Origin of the sequence: Arthrobacter sp. ok909 (assembly GCF_900104405.1) — a bacterium.
Classification (GTDB): domain Bacteria; phylum Actinomycetota; class Actinomycetes; order Actinomycetales; family Micrococcaceae; genus Arthrobacter; species Arthrobacter humicola.
Map to the genome: position 1 here is coordinate 154,014 of NZ_FNJS01000008.1, position 15,850 is coordinate 169,863.

Genomic DNA, 15,850 nt, shown 5'->3' on the forward strand with positions numbered 1-15,850 from the left:
CGTGTTGTGCCGCGGGCTTCGCCGCGGCGGAGGGCCCGTCGGTGTTCCAGGCCGGCACTAGTGGCCGATCGAGTCCAGGGACGCCGGGATGTTGTCCAGGTAACCCTTGATGTTGCGGGCGGTCTCCTGAACGGAGTCGCCGCCGAATTTTTCTGCGACCGCCTCGGCGAGCACGAGGGCCACCATGGCCTCGGCCACCACGCCGGCGGCCGGAACGGCACACACGTCGGAGCGCTGGTGGTGTGCCTTGGCGGCTTCTCCCGTGCTGACGTCCACGGTCTTGAGCGCGCGGGGCACGGTGGCGATCGGCTTCATGGCGGCGCGGACGCGCAGGACGTCGCCGATGCTCATGCCGCCCTCGATCCCGCCGGCGCGGTTGGACGTGCGGATGATCTTGCCGTTCGCGTCCTTGACGATCTCGTCGTGGGCGGCCGAACCGCGGCGGGCCGCCGTGAGGAAGCCGTCGCCGACCTCGACGCCCTTGATGGCCTGGATGCCCATGAGGGCCGCGGCCAGGCGCGAGTCGAGGCGCCGGTCCCAGTGGACGTAGCTGCCGAGTCCGGGCGGGAGGCCGTAGGCGAGCACCTCGACGACACCGCCCAAGGTTTCGCCTTCCTTGTGCGCGACGTCCACTTCGGCCACCATGGCGTCGGAGGTTTCGCGGTCGAAGCAGCGCAGAGGATCGGCGTCGAGGGCCAGCACGTTGGCCGGGACCGGCAGGGGCCGGCCTTCCGGCACCGCAACGCTGGCGATCGACACAGTGTGGGAGACGAGTTCGATCCCGAGCTGCCTAAGGAAGGCGGAGGCGACCGTGCCGAGCGCGACCCTCGTGGCCGTCTCGCGGGCGCTGGCACGCTCCAGGACCGGACGGGCCTCGTCGAAGCCGTATTTCTGCATGCCGGTGAAGTCAGCGTGGCCGGGCCGGGGCCGGGTGAGCGGGGCGTTCCGGGCCTGGTCGGCCAGGACCTCCGGGGCCACGGGATCGGAGGACATGATCTGTTCCCACTTGGGCCACTCCGTGTTGCCGACCTGGATGGCGACGGGACCGCCCTGGGTCAGGCCGTGCCGGACGCCGCCGAGGATCGTGACGACGTCCTGTTCGAATTTCATCCGGGCGCCGCGGCCGTAGCCGAGCCGGCGGCGGGCCAGCGCCTCGCTGATCTGGGCGCTGGTGAGTTCCACACCGGCGGGCACGCCTTCAATTATTCCGACCAGTGCCGGGCCATGGGATTCTCCGGCAGTCAACCAACGCAACATAAATTCCATCCTGCCATGTCGGGAGCTTAGAACACCCGTCGGGGCGCCCCGACTGCGTCACACATCACATCTATGACTCCGGCCGGCATGGCCTCGCCCAGCCCGGTGAAGAGCCGCACCTGCTCCACTGCCTGGTAGATGAGCATTTCAAGGCCGGGGACCACGGCCCCGCCCGTGTCCTGCCAGACGGCGGCAATCCTGCTGGGCCAGGGATCGTAGGCGACGTCCAGGAGCACGCCGCGGCGTTCCGCCTCGTCGTGCCGGGGCGGCTGGGCCGCCAGTTCGCCGGCCAGCGCGTCCGCCGCGCGGGGCGGCAGCGTGGAGATGACGACGTCGGCCGCGGCCACCGCGGCGGCCGCGCCGGCGAGCGGAAGCACCCGGACGGGGAGTTCCACTGCCGCGGAGGCGGCCCGTGCCTCGGCGGCACGGCTGACGTCCCGCACGAAGACATCGGCCGATGCAGCCCCGAGTTCTTTGAGCGCGGCGATGGCCGCTGCCGAGGTGCCGCCGCCGCCGAGGACGGCTGCGGTGGGCGCCGTGGCCGCGCCCGCGTGCCGGAGCGCGTTGACGATGCCGGCAACGTCGGTGTTGTACGCGACCAGCCGGGTGTGGTCAGCACTGCCGCCGCCGGATTCGAAGGCGACGGTGTTGACGACGCCGAGAGCGCGTGCCACGCCCCGGACCTCGTCCACTTCGGCCACCATCGCGGTTTTCAGCGGCATGGTGACCGAGAGCCCCCGCCAGCCGCCGTCAGTGCGCGCTTCATCCCTGACCTGCCGCATGAATTCCGGCAGCGCGGCCTCCGTCACGTCGATGGCGGAGTACGCGAAGTCCACGCCCAGGTGGGCGTAGGCGGCCCGGTGCAGCGCAGGCGACTTCGAATGGCTGATGGGATGCCCGAGCACGGCCGCCCGCAGCATCATACGCAGCGTCCCGGGTTGGCCGCGCACCACGCGTTGTACTGATCCACGTAGCCGAGGTGCTCGGCCAGGGTCTTGGAGAACTTGGTCTCCTTGGTGTCCAGGTTGATGGTGACCCAGTAGAGGTAGTCATTGGTCTTGGGCTTGGCGGCGGCGTCGATCGCCGTCTTGCCGGGAGAGCCGATGGGCCCGGCGGGCAGGCCCGGGTTGGCATAGGTGTTGTACGGGTTCGATTTGTCCGCCTTCTGGGCTTCATCGATGTGGAAGCTCCGGATGCCCAGACCGTACGTGACCGTGGCATCGGACTGGATGAGTCCGTTGGTCTCGGTGTTGTTGGGCTTGAGACGGTTATAGATGGCGCCGGCGACGTCGCCGTATTCGGCCTGGCCGCCTTCAGCCTGGACGATACTGGCCACCGTCACGACGTCGTACTGTTTGGCGGGATCTGTGATGCCTTGGGCCTTGAGCTCATCCAGGGTGGTGCCGACGAGCTTCTGCAGGATGTCCTTGGCGGGGGTCCCCAAGGGGAAGCGGTACTCCCCCGGGGCCAGGAAGCCCTCAAGGTTTTTGGCCTTGGCCGGGACGCCGAACTGCGCGGGCGCGTCACTGAGCGCCTTCAGATCGGGGACCGAAATCCCGGTGCCCTCCGATATTGCCTGGAGGGATTCGCTGATCCGCAAGCCGGCATTGAGCGCAAAGTACATCACCTTGCCCTGGCCCTTGTTGAGCAGGATGGCCACGGCATCGGAGTTCTTCATTTCCTGGCGCATCGTGAAGGTGCCCGGGCTCAGGGACCCGCCGGCGGCGTTGAACTCCTTGAGGAACGTGTCCGCGTTGGCCACGACCTTTTTCGATTGCAGATCGGTGGCCACGGACTTCGGCCCGGCGCCGGGTTCGACCGTGACGGTGACGTCGCCGGTTCCCGGTCCGGGGTAGTCTGCCGCGGTGTCGGCGCCCAGCAGCGGTTTGAGGAACTGGGCGCCGACGGCGATGGCAATAACGAACACGGTCAGCGTCAGCACCAGGGCCAGGAAGCGGCGCCGGCGGCGGATCTTCTTGGACGGAACCTTGTCATAGCGGATGGCTCCGGCCATCAGGTCGTGGCCGGCGTCGCCGTGGTCTTCGGCTTCCGGGTGCACCTGGGCATGGGCGTCGTCGTAAACATGGTGGGCCTCATCGTGGGGGTGCAGCGCGTAGCCGTCATGGGGGCCGGCATCGTGGGCAACCGCGTCGTGGTGGCCTGCGTAGCCGTGCTGGCCTGCCGACGCATAGACGGCGTCTTCGCGGGCGGGCTCGTCATGGCTCACGTCCTCGCGGGCGGGAAGATCGCGGATGGGGATGATCTGCGTGAAATCTTCGCGGGCCGGCTCTTCGCGGGCGGGCTCTTCGCGGCTGAGGTGCCCGCGGGCCGGCACGTCGTCGGCAGCGATGTCAGGCACGGTTTCCTCGTGCACTGTCGGGGCGGATTCGGGGAGTTCCTGGGCCGTTTCAGGAAGTTCGGGGCCGGCCTGCGGCGGGACGCTCGTCGGCGTCGGGGCCTCTGGGTCTTGGGGCCGGATCCGGGCCGACGGCGCGGGATCCGGCGTCGGACCATCCTGTCCCGTCTCAAAAGCCTGCGGCGGGATCAGGCTGTGTCCCTGCGTCGCCAGGAGCTTTTCCCGGGCCCTGATCTCTTTGCGCGTCAGCGGTCGGCCGGCACCACTCAGGGCGTCACCGGAGGAGTCATCACTGTTGACCGGGCTCACTGTAGCCTTCCATGTTCTGAAGAGTGCGTCTGTACTGCCGGGCCGGTCTGTGCGCCGCCTCCGGTCGGCCCCGGCGCAGACTCCGCGTACACGCGGTTTCCGACCTCCGTTCCCCTGGCCTTTTGCATATCAATCGCATGTTGCAGAATACCTGCCGCCGCAACCTGATCAACTACTGTACGGTGATCGCGGCTGCTCATGCCAGCTTCGTGCAGGGCGCGGTGGGCGGACACGGTGCTGAGCCGCTCGTCGATCAGGCGCACCGGAATAACGGACCCGGCGTCCTGCAGGGCACCGGCCAGCAGCCGCGCATACTCTGTGGCCATGCGGGCAGAGGCGTGCTCTTCGCCCTTCATGGTCCGCGGGAGTCCTACGAAAATCTCCACCGCGGCCAGCTCCTCTGCCAGGCCGGCCAGGATGCGCACGTCAGTGTTCTTTTTCACGTTCCGCTGCAGCGTGCGCAGCGGAGTCGCCAGGATTCCGTCGCGGTCACAGACCGCGACGCCCACGCGGACGGTGCCGACGTCCACTCCGAGCTTCACGCCCCGGGGATAGACGCCGGCCACAGCACCTTCAGTCATGTAGGGATCCGCTTATCGCCGGGTAATGGCATCCACGACGGCGCTGAGGGCAGCACCGACCTTGGCGGCGTCCGTGCCGCCGCCCTGGGCGACGTCGTCCTTGCCGCCACCGCCGCCGCCAAGGACTCCGGCGGCCAGGCGCACGAGGACACCGGCCTTCACCCCGGCGGTCCGGGCCGCTTCGTTGGTGGCGATCAGGATCACCGGGCGGTCGTTGCTGACGCCCGCGACGGCGACGGCCGCGGCCTCGGAGCCGAGGCGGGTCCGCAGGTCCAGGGCCAGGCCGCGCAGGTCATCCGCGCCGCTGACCTGGCCGGCGTCGTGCGCAATGACCTTGACGCCGGCGGCGTCTTTGGCAGTGCCCACCAGCTGGGCCGCGGCAGCCGTGAGCTGCTCCTTGCGCAGCCGCTCGAGTTCCTTTTCGGCGGTCTTGAGCTTGGTCAGGGTGGTGGCGATCCGGTCCGCGAGGAGCCCGGAGGGGACCTTCAGCATTTCCGTGAGCTCGGTGACAAGGGCGCGCTCGGCGGCGAGGTGCCGGAAGGCGTCCATGCCCACGAAGGCTTCCACACGGCGGTTTCCCGAGCCGACGGACTGTTCGCCGAGCAGGGACAGGCTGCCGATCAGCGATGTGTTCTCAACGTGGGTTCCGCCGCAGAGCTCGCGGGACCAGGCGCCGTCGATCTCCACGACCCGGACCTCGTTGCCGTAGTTCTCGCCGAACAGCGCCATGGCACCGAGGGCCTTGGCTTCGGCGAGCCCCATGACTTTGGTTTCCACCCGGAAGTTGTTGCGGATGGCGATGTTGGAGACTTCTTCGATCTCGGACCGGGTGGCGGCGCTGAGGCCCTCGCCCCAGGCGAAGTCGAAGCGCAGGTAGCCGGCCTTGTTGAAGGAGCCGCGCTGCAGGGCCTCCGGGCCAAGGATCTGGTGCAGGGCCGCGTGGACAATGTGCGTGCCCGTGTGGGCCTGTTCGGCGGCGTGGCGGCGTTCCCGGTCGACGGCGGCCTGGACGAGGGCGTCCGAGCCGATTTCGCCTTCGCGGACAATGGCTTTGTGCACGCTCAGGCCCTTGATGGGGCGCTGGACGTCCAGGACCTCGACGACGAAGCCGTCGCCGGTGATGAGTCCGGTGTCGGCGGCCTGGCCGCCGGCCTCGGCGTAGAACGGCGTCTCGGCCAGGACCAGTTCGATTTCATCGCCCGTGGAGGCCTGCGAGACCTTCTGCCCGCCGGCCAGGATGCCGCGGACCTTGGATTCGCCCTGGAGTTCGGTGTAGCCGGTGAAGACGGTCTCACCCTGGGCGAGGAGCTCCTGGAACGCGCTGAGGTCGGCGTGGGCGCCCTTCTTGCCCTTCGCGTCGGCCTGGGCGCGCTGGCGCTGTTCGAGCATGAGTTTGCGGAACTCGGGCTCGTCGACCTTGAGCCCGGCTTCCTCGGCCATCTCGAGGGTGAGGTCGATCGGGAAGCCGTAGGTGTCGTGCAGGGCGAAGGCGTCGGCGCCGGAGAGCGGCCGGCCGGCGGACTTGGATTCCTTGACGGCGTCCTCGAGCCGGGCGGTGCCGGAGGCGATGGTGCGCAGGAACGCCTTCTCTTCGGCGTAGGCGATCCGGCTGATGCGATCGAAGTCGGTCTCCACGATCGGGTAGACGCCCTTCATGGCATCCCGGGAGGCCGGGAGCAGTTCCGGCAGGCATGCCTTTTCGACGCCGAGCAGGCGCATGGAACGCACGGCGCGGCGGATCAGGCGGCGCAGGACGTAGCCGCGGCCCTCGTTGGAGGGGGTGACGCCGTCGGCGATCAGCATGAGGGCCGAGCGGATGTGGTCGGCAACGACGCGCATGCGCACGTCATCGGTGTGGTGCGGGTCCTCGGGCGTCTCGGCCGAGGTGTATTCCTTGCCGGAGAGCGCTGCAGCCTTGTCGATCACGGGACGGACCTGGTCGGTCTCGTACATGTTCTCGACGCCCTGCAGGATCATCGCGAGGCGCTCCATGCCGAGGCCGGTGTCGATGTTCTTCTTGGGCAGCTCGCCGGTGATGTCGAAGTCCACCTTCGAGCGGACGTTGTCGATCTGGTACTGCATGAAGACGAGGTTCCAGATCTCGATGTACCGGGTCTCGTCAGCGATCGGGCCGCCGTCGACACCGTACGCGGGGCCCCGGTCGTAGTAGATCTCCGAGCAGGGACCGGCCGGGCCGGGCTGGCCGGTGGACCAGTAGTTGTCGGCCTTGCCCATCCGCTGGATCCGTTCGGCGGGCACGCCGGTGTTCTTCAGCCACAGCTCCTTGGCCTCGTCGTCTTCTTCGTAGACGGTGACCCAGAGCCGCTCCGGCGGCAGGCCGTAGCCGCCGTCGGCCACGCTGGTGGTGAGCAGTTCCCACGCGAACTTGATGGCGTCTTCCTTGAAGTAGTCGCCGAAGGAGAAATTGCCGCACATCTGGAAGAACGTGCCGTGGCGGGCGGTCTTGCCGACTTCCTCGATGTCGCCGGTACGGATGCACTTCTGCACGCTGGTGGCCCGCTGGTAGGGTGCCTCTTCACGGGCGGTCAGGTACGGGATGAACGGCACCATGCCCGCCACCGTGAACAGCAGGGAGGGGTCGCTGGAGACCAGGGAGGCGGAGGGCACGGCGGTGTGTCCCTTGCTGACAAAAAAGTCGATCCAGCGCTTGGTGATCTCCTGCGACTTCATGAGCTGATTTCTTACCCTTCAATATTCACTGCGGTGTGTGGCCCGCGGCTGTGCTGCGCGGGACAAGTTGGGGTCCGGCACCGGTCCGGGCCCTGATCTTTCCAAGACCCTTCGAGGGGGTGCCGAGGTGCCGGCGTGCCCGAGAGGGGCACCGTACTTACTAATTCTCTCCCGACTAGCGCCGGACTGCATCCCGGCGGGCAACGATGCCATCGGTACCCGTGACCAGGGCCGTGTCCACGCCGAGCGCGGCGCGGAGTTCGGCTTCCCGCTCGCCCATGCCTTCGCGGACGGCGTCGGCGAAGTCGTATAGACCGTCGGCCAGACGCCCCACGGCCCGGTTGAGTCCCTCGGGCCCGACGGCGGACCGGGCTTCGGTGATCTTTCGGAAGGCGATGACGCCGATCGCGACGCCGATTCCCATCCAGATGATTCTGTTCATATCAGGTTCTCCAGGTGGGCTTAGCGGCTGCGGCGGCCGGTGGCGGGCTTTTTGCGGGCGGTGAACGCGGAGCGGACGCCGTAGCTGAAGGAAGCCACCTTGATCAGCGGCGAGCCGACAGTGGCGGCCATGAGCGAGGACAGCGCGGAAATGTTGGCGGAAGCGTCCGAGACGTTCGAGGCGATGCCGTCCACCTTCTTCAACTGCTCGTTGGTGGTGGACACCGTGGCGGTGACTTCGTCCATGAGCGGGGTGGCGCCATCGCTGATCGAGCGGATGGAGGTCCGGACTTCGTCAAACACTCCCCCGAGCTTCAGGATCGGCACGGCGAGCAGCAGGACCAGCAGTAAAAACACTCCAGCCGCGATCAGGCCGGCAATATCGCCACCAGACATAGACAATCATCTCCTTGAACTGCAGTGGATACCTGCTCGTTGCGTCGGCCCCCGACGGTTTCAGCCGACAGTTTAGTCCGGCCAGCAGAAACGGCTCCCGGGGAACTCCCCCAAGTACCTTACATACAAAGAAGCCCGCGGCGCTTGCCACGGGCTTCTTTGGAGGTGTTGCGTTTACTTAGCGTGCGTAGAATTCCACGACGAGCTGCTCTTCGCAGGTCACGGGGATCTCGGAGCGCTTGGGGCGGCGAACCAGGCGGGCCTGCAGGGCGTCAAGCTTGACGTCCAGGTAGGCCGGAACCATCGGCAGGACGTCGCGGTGAGCGCCGGCTGCTGCAACCTGGAACGGAGGCATGGTCTCGCTGCGGCTGTGGACGTGGACCAGCTGGCCCTCGCCGACGCGGAAAGACGGGCGGTCAACGCGGATGCCGTCAACCAGGATGTGGCGGTGCACAACCAGCTGGCGGGCCTGGGCGATGGTGCGGGCGAAGCCGGCACGCAGCACGAGGGCGTCGAGACGCATTTCGAGCAGTTCGATCAGGTTTTCACCGGTCAGGCCCTTGGTGCGGCGTGCTTCTTCGAAGGCACGAGTCATCTGGGCTTCGCGGATGCCGTACTGGGCGCGCAGACGCTGCTTTTCGCGCAGACGTACGGCGTAGTCGGAGTCCTGCTTCTTGCGGGCACGGCCATGCTCACCGGGGCCGTACGGGCGGCGCTCCATGTACTTGGCGGCCTTGGGGGTCAGAGCGATGCCGAGTGCGCGCGAAAGGCGTGCGGTACGGCGAGCACGAGTGTTGTTAGCCACTAGTGTCCTTCCAATATCTGCGGTGTGTCAGTGTTACTGGCCTCCACGATGGAGAGCATCGGCCAACCGCTGCCTTTTGCTACTGGGCACAGGGCAACCCTCACTAAACCGAAGTTTCAATGGATTGTGCGTCCGTGCCTTGCCAGACAACGAACCAGCCTACCATGAAGGGGCCCATGGCCCGAAGCCGGTACCGAAGTCAAACCCTGGCGTGCACGCCCCGGCTGCCCCGCCGCCCGAATGACGCGGCACCCAGGAATTCCACGGCCACGAACGGTTCCGGGCCCACCACCCACTCGTCATGACCCGGCGGGATCGCGTAGGTGTCGTTGGCGTGGATCGCGGAGCGCAGCCCTTCGGCTGTTTCGACCTCCAGCACACCGGAAATGCAGAAGCCCAGATGGTGGTGCTGGCAGGCGTCGGTCTGCTCGTAGGGTTTGGTGCTCTCCGACCACCGCCAGCCCGGGCCGAGGATCAACTTGGCCACCGAGTAGTCGTCCACGGTGCAGAGGTCGAATTCGGCTTTGTCCGGGCACCGCTTCCGGTCGGGCACGTCGAAGGATTTGACTGCCATGGCTGTAACGAAATTAATGCTCATGGGACACTACCTGGGGACTGAGCGGGGACGCTCGCATTGGAAGACCTTGGATAGAGCGAAGCCGGCCGTCGTTCGGGGGTCCGGGTAATCGATTGCCGGCGGTGTGAGCCGCGCTGTCCCCTGCGCCGCACGGATGGTCAGCAGGTCAATGCTGGCGTATTTCCACGTTAGACCTCTTGGCCCCTATGTCAACGGCGGATTCCGGCGCTGAAGGGCCGCGCCAGAGCAGCCGCTGGTCAGCGACACATTACGTGCCGCGGATGATCTTCCGGAGCCGCTCGAGCCGGGTGCCGATGTCCCGTTCAGCCCCGTTGGCGGTGGGTTCATAGTAATTGCGGCCCACGAGATCGTCCGGCGGATACTGCTGGGTGGCCACGCCATGCGGCGCGTCGTGGGAGTATTTGTAGCCCTTGCCGTGGCCCAGCTGTTTCGAGCCCGGGTAGTGGGCGTCGCGCAGGTGGGCGGGGATCCCGTTCCCGAGCCCCGCGCGGACGTCGGCGATTGCCTGGTTGATGCCCATATACGCGGCGTTGGACTTCGGCGCGGTGGCCAGGTGCACCACGGCCTCGGCGAGGATGATGCGGCCTTCCGGCATGCCGATCAGCTGGACGGCCTGGGCCGCCGCGACGGCGGTCTGGAGCGCCGTCGGGTCCGCCATCCCGACGTCCTCGGCGGCGGAGATCACGATGCGCCGGGCCACGAAGCGCGGGTCCTCCCCCGCCTCAAGCATCCGGGCGAGGTAGTGCAGCGCGGCGTCGACGTCCGAACCCCGGATCGACTTGATAAACGCACTGGCGACGTCGTAGTGCTGGTCGCCGGCGCGGTCGTAGCGAACCGACGCAACATCCAGCGCCCGCTCCGTGTGCCGCAACTGGATGCTCACGGGCTTCGGCGCCCCAGCACCGGCGGCGTCCGCGGTGTCAGCGTCCGCGGTGTCACTGTCGGTTGCGTCAATGTCGTCCGCGTCCCCGAAGGCGACGCCGGCGGCGGCCTCGAGCGCCGTCAGTGCCCGGCGGGCGTCCCCGCCGGAGAGCCGGACAAGGTGTGCCAGCGCTTCGGCGCTGAGCTCGGCTTTGCCGTTCAGGCCGCGGACATCCGTGACAGCCCGCTGGAGGAGGCCCTCGACGTCGGCGTCGGTCAGCGGCTTGAGCGTCAGCAGCAGCGAGCGGGACAGCAGCGGGGACACCACGGAGAATGAGGGGTTTTCGGTGGTGGCGGCCACCAGCACCACCCAGCGGTTCTCGACGCCGGGTAGCAGCGCGTCCTGCTGGGCCTTGTTGAAGCGGTGGATCTCGTCGAGGAACAAGACGGTGGTGGTCTTGAACAGGTCACGCGCGGTCAGGGCCTCATCCATCACGCGGCGGACGTCCTTGACGCCGGCGGTGATGGCCGAGAGTTCGACGAACTTCCGGCCGGGACCCTTGGCGATCACGTGCGCCAGGGTGGTCTTGCCGGTGCCGGGGGGACCCCAGAGGATCACCGAACTCGGCCCGGCGGGGCCGGTCGCGTCGGAGCCGGCGGCGAGCTGGCGCAGCGGGGAGCCCTGGCCGAGCAGGTGCTGCTGGCCCACCACGTCATCCAGGGTGCGGGGCCGCATCCGGACGGCGAGCGGACTCCGCGGCGAACCGGCCCCGGCCGTGCGGGCACCGGAGCGGGCGCGGCCGGAATCGTCGGCGCCGCCGTCGTCGTCGCTTCCGTCGGCGTCGTCCCGCCCTGCGCCAAAGAGATCATCCACATAGATAGGCTACTTCTAGTTCAGGTCCGCCCTGCCACCCTTTAGCCGTCCCCCTTATCCCCGCAACGGAAGAGCCGCCAATGCCCAGCCCCGAGTCCCGTGTGGCCTTCGTTTCCGGTGCCCGGCTGCCCGGCTGGGTGGAGCGCTTTGCCTCGAGCCATGGCGCCCTGGTGGAGGAAGAGCTCGACGCCGGTCTGCAGCTGCGCGCCGCGGACGGCGCCGTGGCGCTACTTCAGGCGCCGTGGCCCGTGGACGGCCGGCCCGGGCGCGGCGGCGACGCGGTGTCGCGGCTGGCGTCCCTGGCCGGGCAGCCCCGGAGCCTCGGCACCGTGCTGGTCCGCCGCGGCGGCTATTCGGTGGCGGTGGTCAGCGGGGGCGCCGTGCTCGCGTCCAAGACCGGCACCCGCCACGTCCAGTCGCGGACCGCTGCCGGCGGCTGGTCCCAGCAGCGCTTCGCCCGGCGGCGCGCCAACCAGGCCGATGCCCTCGTGGAGGCCGTGGCGGAGCACGCCGCGAGGATCTTCGCGGAGCACCGGATCGAGTACCTGGCGCCGGGCGGCGACCGGACGCTGGCCGACCAGGTCCTCGCCGAGCCGGTGCTGAAGCGCTATGCCGGCGTGGCCCGGCTGGCGTTCCTTGACGTCCCGGATCCGCGCGCCGCTGTCCTCAAGAAGGCTGCGGCGGAGCTGTGCTCGGTGCGGATCCTGGTGACGGATCCGGCGTCGTAAGAACCGACGGCCGTTCCATCCCCCAAAATAAGCAGATGGAACGACGGCCTCGCCGCTTTCCGGCGGCCAGACGCCGCGGCTACTCTTCCGGCGCCAAAGTGACGGTGACTCCGTTGAGTTCCGCGGTGAAGTCAAGCTGGCAGGAGAGCCGTGAGCCGGATTCCTGGTAGCCCTCGGCATCGACCAGCAACTCAAGTTCGTCCTCGCTGCGCTCGGCCAGGGTGTCGAAGACCTCCTTGTCCAGGAAGACGTGGCAGGTTGCGCACGAGGCGGTGCCGCCGCAGGATGCTAGGACGGGGAGGTCGTTGTCCCGGAGAGCCTCCATTAGGGTCTGGTCCGGCTCCCACTCCAGATCGTGGGTGGAGCCCTCGCGGTCGATCACAGTGAGTTTGTTGTTGCTCATGGTGGTTCCTTCAGTTTCAGGACGCCGCGAACACGGCGTCGGTCAGCGGGGTGCAGGGATCGGCGGCGAGTAGCGGATCAATCCGCGTTCTCTGTGCGATCAGTTTCTTGGCCGGACGGAAGTCGGTGAGACCTGCGATGGTGTCGACGGCAGCGAGGCGCCCGTCGCGGAGGTAGACCACCGAGAACTTGCCCTCCGCCAAGGTGCCGCGCACGATCACGTCGTCGGCCGGGTGCCGGACCCCGGCCGTCTGGAGCCGGACGCCGTGCTGGACGGTCCAGAACCAGGGGATCTCAGGATCCGCGGGGGTCTGGCCCGTGATGTCAGCTGCCACCCTGTCGGCCTGCGCCATGGCGTTCTGGATGCATTCGAGGCGCTGGCTGGCGCCGTCGATGGTGCTGGTGAAGCGCGTGACGTCGCCCGTGGCGTAGATGCCGGGGACCGAGGTCCGCCCGTCGTCGTCCACGAGGATCCCGTCCTGGCAGTGGAGGCCGGCCTCGGCGGCGAGTTCCTGGTTGGGCACCACGCCGATTCCGGCGAGGACGACGTCGGCCGGGTAGGCCGTGCCGTCGGCGGTGACGATGCGCTCGGCCCGGTCCGACCCCTCGACGGCGGTCACGGCGGCGCCGAAGACGAACCGGACACCGTTCTGTTCATGGAGCCGCTCAAAGAAGCGGGATACGGGTTCGGAGGTCACGCGGCTCATCACGCGGTCCTGGAATTCGAGCACCGTGACGTCGCAGCCTTTCGCTGCCGCGGCGGCCGCGACTTCCAGGCCGATGTATCCCGCGCCGATGATGGCAACCCGGGCGCCGGGGACGAGGGCGCGTTTGAGTTCAAGGGCGTCGTCCCGGGTCCGCAGGGCCTGCACCCCGGGGAGGCCTGCCCCGGGGACCGTCAGGGACCTGGCGCGGGAACCGGTGGCGATGACGAGGCGGTGGTAACCGTGGCGGCTGCCATCGGACAGCCGGACGGTCCTGCCGGCCGGGTCGATGGCGTCGACGGTGAGGCCTGCGCGCCGGCCAATGCGCTTGTCCTGGTAGAACTTTTCTTTGCGCAGCACGGTGGACTCGTCCGGGGCGCCGGCTTTCAGGAGTTCTTTGGACAGCGGAGGGCGTTCGTAGGGCGTCTCCTTTTCCGCTTCGAGCAGCAGGATGTCCCCCTCCCAGCCGCGGGATCGAAGCCCTGCGGCCACGGCGACTCCGGAGTGGCCGGCGCCTACGATGACGATTGGATTCAGGATGGGCTCAGTGGGCAGCTGACTAGGCATTGAACTTCACCAGCTCGACGTCAAGGTGTTCCGGGCCTGAGTTGGTCAGGTTGTTGCCCCGGACGTATTCGATCGGCCTGTCTTTGTTGAGGGTCAGGGAGCCGAGCTTCGCGGCGAGGAGTTCCACCGTCACGACCGTTTCCAGCCTGGCCAGGGGGGCGCCCAGGCAGCTGTGCACACCGTGGCCGAAGCCGAGGTGGCCGTCGGTGTTGCGGTCGATATTGAAGGTCTCGCCGTCGGGGTACTTGGCGCTGTCGCGGTTCGCCGCTGCCGGCAGCAGCCGGACGATGGCGCCGGCAGGGATGCGCACGCCGGCAACCTCGACGTCTTCGGTGGTGATCCGGCTGGCGCGCTGCACCGTTCCGCGGAAGCGGGCCAGTTCCTCGACGAAGAGGTTCGCGTCGGCGGGGTTCCGCCGGATCCGGTCCAGCAGCCCGGGCTGGTCGCTGAAGACCCGGAAGGCGTTGGCCAGCAGGATGGTGGTGGTGTCATGGCCGGCAACGAAGACGAAAGCGCAGAGTTCCTTGGCTTCCTTCTCGCTGAGCAGGCCTTCCTTCCACATCCGGGCGATATGGCCGCCCACGGACTCGCTTTCCTCGCGGTAGAGCCGTTCCATGGTGTCCTTCAGGTACGCGAAGAACTCGAAGGTGCTCTGTTCGTCGGTTCCCGTGCCCTGCGCATTGCGGGCCAGCCTGCCGAAGTAGCTGAAGGTCTCATCCGACCAGAATTTCATCTTCTCGAAGTCCGACGCCGGGACATCCAGCAGGGCGCTGATGGTGGACATGCTCAGCGGGATCGCGTAGTCATCGACGGCGTCGCCGCCGCCGGCTGCGATCATCGGGTCCAGGTATTTGTGGGCGTTCTCGCGGACCCGGTCCTCAAAGCGGGTGATCGCCTTTGGAGTGAAGGCCTGCGCAACCACCTGGCGCAGCCGTGTGTGGTTCGGGGCATCGAACAGGGTCAGGAAGGTCAGCGGCACCGGGTCCACCACCTGGGAGGAAAAGACCTTCGGGGCGCGCATGGCCTTGCGGACATCGTCATAGCGGGAGATGAACCAGACGTCCGAGACCGGCGAGGCGGCGCGGAGAACCGGAGCGTTGTCCCGCATCCATGCGTAGTGCGCATACGGGTCACCCTGGGTGCCGTCGTCGACGACCTTGAACGGCGCCATGCCATCCGGCCAGGCGAGCTCATGGGAGTAAGGCGGCAGTTCGGCCGGCCCGGAGAGTGACTCTTCCACGGGCGTTAGTTCTGTGGTGGCGGCAGACATCGTTGTCCTTCTTTCATGCGTGACTGTCCTGGGTGACGGTCGTGGGTGAATTCCCTGGGTGAGCCGACGTGATCCACGTCTCAACCAAGAGTGCCCACCGGCCACACGTCGGCCCCATAGGGCTTCCGTTCATCGGTTGTGAAAGTCGCCCGGTGGCTCTTGTGCGCAGGCGCGCGTGACGGTGAAACCGAAGCCGATTGTCAGTGGCAGGAAGTGTGGCACCAACAACTGATCGTTCAGGCGGATTGGTACAGGGCGCATTCCGGGATGGGGTCGTCGAGGGGTGCCGGCCAGCCGGGGTCGTCGGTGTTCGCGGCGGGGAATGGGTGCCCGGCCGTGAAGTGGTGCCAGTCGGGGAAGGGATCCGGGGGCAGTTCCGGTTCGGGAGGATGGCCGGGATCCTGGCCGGGGCGACTAGTGGGGCCCGGGCCCGGATGATGTTCCGGATCCGCGGGCACGGCTCCCTCCGCCCGTGGGTTTGTGTTTGTGGCCGTGATCGGGATGTGGTCCGGCCAGCGGGGCGGTTCCCAGTCCTGGTGCTCGGCCGGGTAGTAGCGCCGTGCCGGTGAAATCCAGCCCGGCGGGCTGGATGTGGAGGCCCCGACCGGTGTCCAGGCCGAGGAGTGTTTCAGGCGGTGATGTTTCCGGCACGGCTGGCCCAGGTTGGCGATCCCGGTGGTGCCGCCGTCGGCCCAGGCCAGGAGGTGGTCCGCCTCGTTGTCCAGGGAATGGTTGTTACAGCCGGGGAACGGGCACCTGCCGTCCCGGAGCCGGAGCCAGTGCCGCTGCGCCGTCGTCAGACGGTAACTGCTGCGCCCGATTTCCAGCGGGGCCCCGTCCCGGGGGTCGGTCAGGACCCGGTAGAAGGCACCCGCGCCGCCGGCAACGAGGCGGCGGGCCATCGACGGCGGGATCGGCCCGTACCCGTCCAGGACGGCCGGTTCGTCCGTGAGGCCCAGCAGCGACAGGACCGGGACGGTGACCAGGACCTGCGCCCGCGGCACCGGCAC

15 protein-coding genes are annotated in these 15,850 nt (G+C 68.1%); 1 reads left to right on the plus strand and 14 read right to left on the minus strand.

What is annotated here, in order from left to right:
- Window positions 1-57 precede the first annotated feature (57 nt).
- The 10 genes from aroC to BLR03_RS09105 all read right to left on the minus strand — a co-directional run bounded on the left by aroC (window position 58) and on the right by BLR03_RS09105 (window position 11,169).
- Complete coding sequence (gene aroC / locus BLR03_RS09060) at window positions 58-1,257, minus strand: chorismate synthase (protein WP_091251838.1); 1,200 nt, start codon at window positions 1,255-1,257, stop codon at window positions 58-60.
- Window positions 1,258-1,283: 26 nt separating this feature from the next.
- Window positions 1,284-2,180 carry a shikimate dehydrogenase gene (locus BLR03_RS09065; RefSeq protein WP_091251882.1) on the minus strand — a complete coding sequence of 299 codons (897 nt, stop codon included), beginning with the start codon at window positions 2,178-2,180 and terminating at the stop codon, window positions 1,284-1,286.
- Window positions 2,177-3,922, minus strand: a complete 1,746-nt coding sequence (gene mltG, locus BLR03_RS09070) for an endolytic transglycosylase MltG (protein ID WP_091251840.1) — start codon at window positions 3,920-3,922, stop codon at window positions 2,177-2,179. Before mltG ends, BLR03_RS09065 begins: the two co-directional genes overlap by 4 nt.
- Window positions 3,919-4,503 carry a Holliday junction resolvase RuvX gene (gene ruvX / locus BLR03_RS09075; RefSeq protein ID WP_091251842.1) on the minus strand — a complete coding sequence of 195 codons (585 nt, stop codon included), beginning with the start codon at window positions 4,501-4,503 and terminating at the stop codon, window positions 3,919-3,921. Before ruvX ends, mltG begins: the two co-directional genes overlap by 4 nt.
- A gap of 12 nt (window positions 4,504-4,515) precedes the next feature.
- Window positions 4,516-7,194 carry an alanine--tRNA ligase gene (gene alaS, locus BLR03_RS09080; protein ID WP_091251844.1) on the minus strand — a complete coding sequence of 893 codons (2,679 nt, stop codon included), beginning with the start codon at window positions 7,192-7,194 and terminating at the stop codon, window positions 4,516-4,518.
- A gap of 175 nt (window positions 7,195-7,369) precedes the next feature.
- On the minus strand, window positions 7,370-7,636 hold the full coding sequence (locus BLR03_RS09085) for a hypothetical protein (protein ID WP_254788319.1): 267 nt from the start codon (window positions 7,634-7,636) through the stop codon (window positions 7,370-7,372).
- A 20-nt stretch (window positions 7,637-7,656) separates the two neighbouring features.
- Window positions 7,657-8,031 (minus strand): DUF948 domain-containing protein, encoded by a 375-nt coding sequence (locus BLR03_RS09090; RefSeq protein ID WP_091251846.1) that lies wholly within the window; start codon window positions 8,029-8,031, stop codon window positions 7,657-7,659.
- A gap of 178 nt (window positions 8,032-8,209) precedes the next feature.
- Window positions 8,210-8,836, minus strand: coding sequence for a 30S ribosomal protein S4 (gene rpsD / locus BLR03_RS09095; protein ID WP_091251848.1), 627 nt, complete (start codon window positions 8,834-8,836; stop codon window positions 8,210-8,212).
- A 199-nt stretch (window positions 8,837-9,035) separates the two neighbouring features.
- Entirely contained in the window at window positions 9,036-9,434 is a 399-nt protein-coding gene (locus BLR03_RS09100) for a cupin domain-containing protein (RefSeq protein WP_091251849.1), read from the minus strand.
- 247 nt (window positions 9,435-9,681) lie between these two features.
- Window positions 9,682-11,169: a replication-associated recombination protein A gene (locus BLR03_RS09105; protein WP_091251851.1), complete on the minus strand. Its 1,488-nt coding sequence runs from the start codon at window positions 11,167-11,169 to the stop codon at window positions 9,682-9,684.
- Window positions 11,170-11,249: 80 nt separating this feature from the next.
- Here BLR03_RS09105 and BLR03_RS09110 point away from each other — a divergent pair, with 80 nt between their 5' ends.
- Window positions 11,250-11,897 (plus strand): acVLRF1 family peptidyl-tRNA hydrolase, encoded by a 648-nt coding sequence (locus BLR03_RS09110; protein ID WP_091251853.1) that lies wholly within the window; start codon window positions 11,250-11,252, stop codon window positions 11,895-11,897.
- 79 nt (window positions 11,898-11,976) lie between these two features.
- Here the strand turns inward: BLR03_RS09110 and BLR03_RS09115 are convergent, their stop codons facing one another.
- The 4 genes from BLR03_RS09115 to BLR03_RS09130 all read right to left on the minus strand — a co-directional run.
- On the minus strand, window positions 11,977-12,300 hold the full coding sequence (locus BLR03_RS09115) for a 2Fe-2S iron-sulfur cluster-binding protein (RefSeq protein ID WP_091251855.1): 324 nt from the start codon (window positions 12,298-12,300) through the stop codon (window positions 11,977-11,979).
- 16 nt (window positions 12,301-12,316) lie between these two features.
- The gene (locus tag BLR03_RS09120; RefSeq protein WP_091251857.1) at window positions 12,317-13,570 is read right to left on the minus strand and encodes an NAD(P)/FAD-dependent oxidoreductase; all 1,254 of its coding nucleotides are present in this window, start codon (window positions 13,568-13,570) and stop codon (window positions 12,317-12,319) included.
- Window positions 13,563-14,840 (minus strand): cytochrome P450, encoded by a 1,278-nt coding sequence (locus tag BLR03_RS09125; RefSeq protein ID WP_091251859.1) that lies wholly within the window; start codon window positions 14,838-14,840, stop codon window positions 13,563-13,565. Before BLR03_RS09125 ends, BLR03_RS09120 begins: the two co-directional genes overlap by 8 nt.
- A gap of 236 nt (window positions 14,841-15,076) precedes the next feature.
- Window positions 15,077-15,850: HNH endonuclease signature motif containing protein (locus tag BLR03_RS09130; RefSeq protein WP_139184506.1), on the minus strand; the 774-nt coding region annotated here is incomplete at its 5' end.

What these genes read in the sequence shown, in the direction of transcription:
- aroC (WP_091251838.1), bottom strand. Translation starts at nt 1,257, where the DNA reads ATGTTGCGTTGGTTGACTGCCGGAGAATCCCATGGCCCGGCACTGGTC.
- BLR03_RS09065 (WP_091251882.1), bottom strand. Translation starts at nt 2,180, where the DNA reads ATGATGCTGCGGGCGGCCGTGCTCGGGCATCCCATCAGCCATTCGAAG.
- ruvX (WP_091251842.1), bottom strand. Translation starts at nt 4,503, where the DNA reads ATGACTGAAGGTGCTGTGGCCGGCGTCTATCCCCGGGGCGTGAAGCTC.
- alaS (WP_091251844.1), bottom strand. Translation starts at nt 7,194, where the DNA reads ATGAAGTCGCAGGAGATCACCAAGCGCTGGATCGACTTTTTTGTCAGC.
- BLR03_RS09085 (WP_254788319.1), bottom strand. Translation starts at nt 7,636, where the DNA reads ATGAACAGAATCATCTGGATGGGAATCGGCGTCGCGATCGGCGTCATC.
- BLR03_RS09090 (WP_091251846.1), bottom strand. Translation starts at nt 8,031, where the DNA reads ATGTCTGGTGGCGATATTGCCGGCCTGATCGCGGCTGGAGTGTTTTTA.
- BLR03_RS09100 (WP_091251849.1), bottom strand. Translation starts at nt 9,434, where the DNA reads ATGAGCATTAATTTCGTTACAGCCATGGCAGTCAAATCCTTCGACGTG.
- BLR03_RS09110 (WP_091251853.1), top strand. Translation starts at nt 11,250, where the DNA reads ATGCCCAGCCCCGAGTCCCGTGTGGCCTTCGTTTCCGGTGCCCGGCTG.
- BLR03_RS09115 (WP_091251855.1), bottom strand. Translation starts at nt 12,300, where the DNA reads ATGAGCAACAACAAACTCACTGTGATCGACCGCGAGGGCTCCACCCAC.
- BLR03_RS09120 (WP_091251857.1), bottom strand. Translation starts at nt 13,570, where the DNA reads ATGCCTAGTCAGCTGCCCACTGAGCCCATCCTGAATCCAATCGTCATC.
- BLR03_RS09125 (WP_091251859.1), bottom strand. Translation starts at nt 14,840, where the DNA reads ATGTCTGCCGCCACCACAGAACTAACGCCCGTGGAAGAGTCACTCTCC.